The organism is Mesorhizobium sp. M7A.F.Ca.US.005.03.2.1 (assembly GCF_003997795.1).
In the GTDB taxonomy this organism is placed as follows: Bacteria; Pseudomonadota; Alphaproteobacteria; order Rhizobiales; family Rhizobiaceae; genus Mesorhizobium; species Mesorhizobium ciceri.
Genome location: NZ_RZRP01000575.1, coordinates 1 through 4,118, shown reverse-complemented (window position 1 = coordinate 4,118; position 4,118 = coordinate 1). Strand labels below are relative to the sequence as shown.

Sequence of the window (4,118 nt, the reverse complement as noted above, 5' to 3'; positions counted from 1 at the left end):
GCCGCTGGGTCAGTCAACCCAGGCAAAACGCGTGCGAAGGGCAAAAGGTCCGGCTGGCGCCATTACAATGCGGTAACGCGCAGGAACATCATTGTGATCGCGGCTTGCGAACCAATTTGACGCTCCAACGTATGAGAGTGGTCGGGAACTGCGATCGCGCAACCGGATGAACGGTCGCGCGTTTGGCCGTTCGAAGAAAGCGTCTGATGCCCGCTATCCTCGTCACGTTCACAGTGCGCTGTCTGCTTGTCGCGCTATTCCTGCCGTTCAGCGCGCTGGACAAGGTGCTGAACTTCGAGCAGGCGATTGACCAGGCATCGCAGGCGATCCCCGGCCGCTCATTCGCGGCGGTGATGATCGCGGGTGGTTTCTTTGTCGAAGTTTTCATGTCGCTGGCGATCCTGGGCGGCGTTGCCGACCGCCTCGCGGCCCTGATCCTGGCCGGCTATTGCCTCGTGACGGCGCTGCTTTGGAAACAGTTCTGGCGCCGGCCGGATTTCCGCCTGAAAGGCAGGAGCGAGGCCCGGGACGTGTTCTGGGATTTCCTCAAGAACCTCGCTCTTGCCGGCGGCTTTCTCCTTCTCGCCTTCGGCTCCAACGCTGCCGAGGTCGATCGCTTCATTCGCCATCCGCTGGCCTCGTCACACCCCTATCAGACGGTTCAGGAAGACCTGCGATGAGCGCCGCGCCGACAATCCCTTATTGGCATCTTTGGACGGATGCGGACGGGATCAGCCGCCAGACCCGTTGCGCGCTGACTGAATTCGAGCTGCGATCGATCAAGCCGCCTGCCGATCCGCAATGGCAGGGGCTGCGCTCGAATGGGCGCATGACCACGCTTGTTACCATCCTGCCCGTCGGCTGGACCGGCACATGGCATGAGAACCCCAAGCCGCAATGGATCGTGCCGCTCTCAGGACGCTGGTTCGTGCAATCGATGGATGGCGTGCGGGTCGAAATGGGGCCGGGCGAGTTGTCCTTCGGCGGCGACCAGAATTGCCGGGAGGTCGACGGCAGGCGAGGCCATCGCTCCGGGACAGTCGGAGATGAGCCAGCCGCCCTGATTGTTGTCCAGTTGCATGACGCGCTGGCGCCGTCCCTGCCTTGTGAGTTCAGATAATGAGATGAAGGGTTTCGACGTCATCGATCCGCGATTTGCGCATTACGTGCTAGAGAATGCGCCGCTCGAAGAACTGGCCGGCGGCTTTCGCTGGATCGAAGGGCTGGTGTGGATGGGTGACGCACTTTGCCTGTTGTTCCAGGATCTCCCTCGCGACCGAACCATGCGCTGGATCGAGGACGCCGGCATATCGGTCTATCGTTCGCCGTCGGACTACGGCAACGGGCAGGCGCGCGACCGGCAGGGACGGTTGATTTCCTGCTCGCATCGCGGGCGCTGCCTGTATCGGACCGAACTGGACGGCTCGCTGACGCGGCTGGTCGACCGGCACGGCGGAAAGCGCCTCAATGCGCCGAACGACGTCGTCGTGAAGTCCGATGGCTCGATCTGGTTCACCGACCCGCTTTATGGCATTCAGAACGACTATGAAGGCGGCCGCCAGATTTCGGAGCAGCCGCCGGCGCTATACCGGTTCGACCCGCGGAGCGGCCGGATCACGATCGCAGCTGACGATTTCGACGGTCCGAACGGCCTGGCGTTTTCACCCGACGAAGCGCGCCTCTATGTCGCCGAAACCGGCGACCAGGCCACTGAAGATCCGAAGCAATATATCCGGGTCTTCGACGTCGCGGAGGAAGACCACCTGCGTGGTGGCGAAATCTTCCACAAGGTCGAGCCCGGCTATGCCGACGGGCTGTGCGTGGACGAGAATGGCAACGTCTGGTCGAGCGCCGCCGACGGCGTTCACTGCATTGCGCCCAATGGCGAATTGCTGGGCAAGGTCCTCGTTCCCTATCGCGTCTCCAACCTGACGTTCGGCGGCTTGGCCCGAAACAGGCTGTTCATCGGCGGCTCTCACACGCTCTATGCGATTTTCCTCAATTGCCGGGGCGCGGCATGGCCATGACCGCCAAATCTCAGCGCATCGACAGGCTTGTTCGCTTCAGCCTCACCACAGCTGACGCCGCAAGCGCCGCGCGTTTTTACGAAGCCGCTTTCGGTTGCCGCAGAATCGCGGCGGACCGCCTCGCCGGCCCCGAGTTCGAACGGCTGATGGATGTTCACGGCGGCGCCGATCGTATCACGCTGGGCCTCGGCTGCGAAATCATCGAACTCCTGCAGTTCGACGTGCCGGGCGTGACCTATCCGGAGGACTCCTCGTCATCCGACCTTCGCTTCCAGCACTTGGCGATTGTGGTCGCGGATATTGAGCAAGCCTTTGAGCGGCTGTCGTGCGTGGCGGGCTGGAAACCCATCTCGATTGGCGGGCCGCAGCGCCTGCCGCAATCTTCGGGTGGAGTCACCGCGTTCAAGTTCCGCGATCCCGAGGGCCATCCCCTCGAATTGCTCACTTTCCCGGATGGGGGTGATCGCCGGTGGACCGAGATGCCGGCCGGCGAAATTTTTCTTGGCATCGACCATTCGGCAATCAGCGTTTCTGACTCGGCCCGAAGCGTCACGTTTTACCAAAAGCTCGGCCTTGTTGTGTCAGCACGCTCCTTCAATTTCGGCGCCGCCCAGGAACGGCTGGACGATGTCGCGGGCGCCCAGGTTGATGTCACTGCCCTGGCACTGTCCTGCGATACCCCGCATCTGGAACTGCTATGTTATCGCAACGTGCGCGATCGACGAATGCCAGTCCAACCTGCGGCTCGCAGCAACGACATCGCCTGCACGCGTCTTGTGTACGAGGTTCCCGCGACCCAGGCCGCCGACAGCCACCGCTTGATGCGTGACCCCGACGATCATACCTTGCTGCTCGTGTCGCGGGCCTCAACGGTTTGGGGATCGGCTTCGGGGGACGGCGACCAGAATTCTCGTCCCAAAACAATCAATATCCAATGAGAAATCCCCAACATCAGACGTCTGATCGTCCTGGTATGTTCCCTGTCAAGTCTTGGACACCACCCAGCGGACTGGTGGCGCCAGAATATGCATACAGGAGCTCGCATGCAGAATGAGCCCAAGCAGGAAGCGCTCGACGATGACCTCCTGGCGACCCTTCAGAGCAAAACGTTCGACTACTTCCTTTACGAAGCCAATGAGGCAAACGGTCTCGTCGCCGACAGGACCAGAAAAGGTTCACCCGCCAGCATAGCGGCTGTCGGGCTAGCGCTCACCTCGTATCCAGTTGGCGTGGCGCGAGGCTTCATGACGCGCAAGCAGGCTTGCGCGAGGACTCTGACCACAATGCGTTTCTTCCGCAACAGCGCACAAGGCACCGAACCCGACGCCACCGGATACAAAGGGTTCTATTACCATTTCCTCGACATGCAGACAGGTCGGCGCGTATGGCAATGCGAACTGTCCACGATAGACACCGCGCTTCTGATTGCCGGCATTCTGACCGCAGGCGCCTATTTCCGGGAGGACAGCGAGGAGGAGAAGGAAATCCGCATCCTCTCGGAGGCACTCTATGAACGGGTTGACTGGGACTGGGCGCGCAATGGCGGCGCCACTGTCACCCACGGCTGGACGCCGGAGAGCGGCTTCATCGGCTACCGCTGGGAAGGCTACGACGAGGCGCTGATCCTCTATGTGCTCGGGCTGGGTTCCCCGACGCACGCTCTGCCGCGCGAAAGCTACGCGGCATGGCTCGCCTCCTATCTCTGGAAGAAGATCTACGGTCAGGAATTTGCGTATGCGGGCCCGCTGTTCATCCATCAGCTTTCGCATATCTGGCTCGATTTCCGGGGCATTCGAGATGCCTTCATGCGCGAACATGACAGCGACTATTTCGAGAACAGCAGCCGTGCCACCCATGTTCAACGCGAATACGCGATTCGCAATCCGCTCGAATTCGACGGGTACCATGGGACGAGTTGGGGCGTGACGGCCAGCGACGGGCCAGGGTGGCAAACAAGGCGGATCGGCGGCATCGAGCGGCGCTTTTACGGCTATCGAGCCCGCGGAGCGCCGTTTGGTCCCGACGACGGCACTCTATCGCCCTGGGCGACGGCTGCGTCGTTGCCGTTCGCCCCGGAGATCGTCCTGCCGG

At 61.8% G+C, this 4,118-nt stretch carries 5 protein-coding genes; all 5 read left to right on the top strand.

Features of this window, described 5'->3' with window-relative positions; genetic code table 11:
• Positions 1–206: 206 nt before the first annotated feature.
• A complete protein-coding gene (locus EN991_RS25915; protein ID WP_127369833.1) occupies positions 207–680 on the top strand; it encodes a DoxX family membrane protein in 474 nt (157 codons plus the stop codon).
• Positions 677–1,120, top strand: a complete 444-nt coding sequence (locus EN991_RS25910) for a cupin domain-containing protein (protein ID WP_127369832.1) — start codon at positions 677–679, stop codon at positions 1,118–1,120. The genes EN991_RS25915 and EN991_RS25910 overlap by 4 nt, the downstream gene beginning before the upstream one ends.
• Positions 1,121–1,124: 4 nt before the next feature.
• The gene (locus EN991_RS25905; protein WP_127369831.1) at positions 1,125–2,027 is read left to right on the top strand and encodes an SMP-30/gluconolactonase/LRE family protein; all 903 of its coding nucleotides are present in this window, start codon (positions 1,125–1,127) and stop codon (positions 2,025–2,027) included.
• The gene (locus tag EN991_RS25900; protein ID WP_127369830.1) at positions 2,018–2,965 is read left to right on the top strand and encodes a VOC family protein; all 948 of its coding nucleotides are present in this window, start codon (positions 2,018–2,020) and stop codon (positions 2,963–2,965) included. Before EN991_RS25905 ends, EN991_RS25900 begins: the two co-directional genes overlap by 10 nt.
• A gap of 105 nt (positions 2,966–3,070) precedes the next feature.
• On the top strand, positions 3,071–4,118 hold a 1,048-nt coding region (locus tag EN991_RS25895), incomplete at its 3' end, for a glucoamylase family protein (protein WP_127369829.1).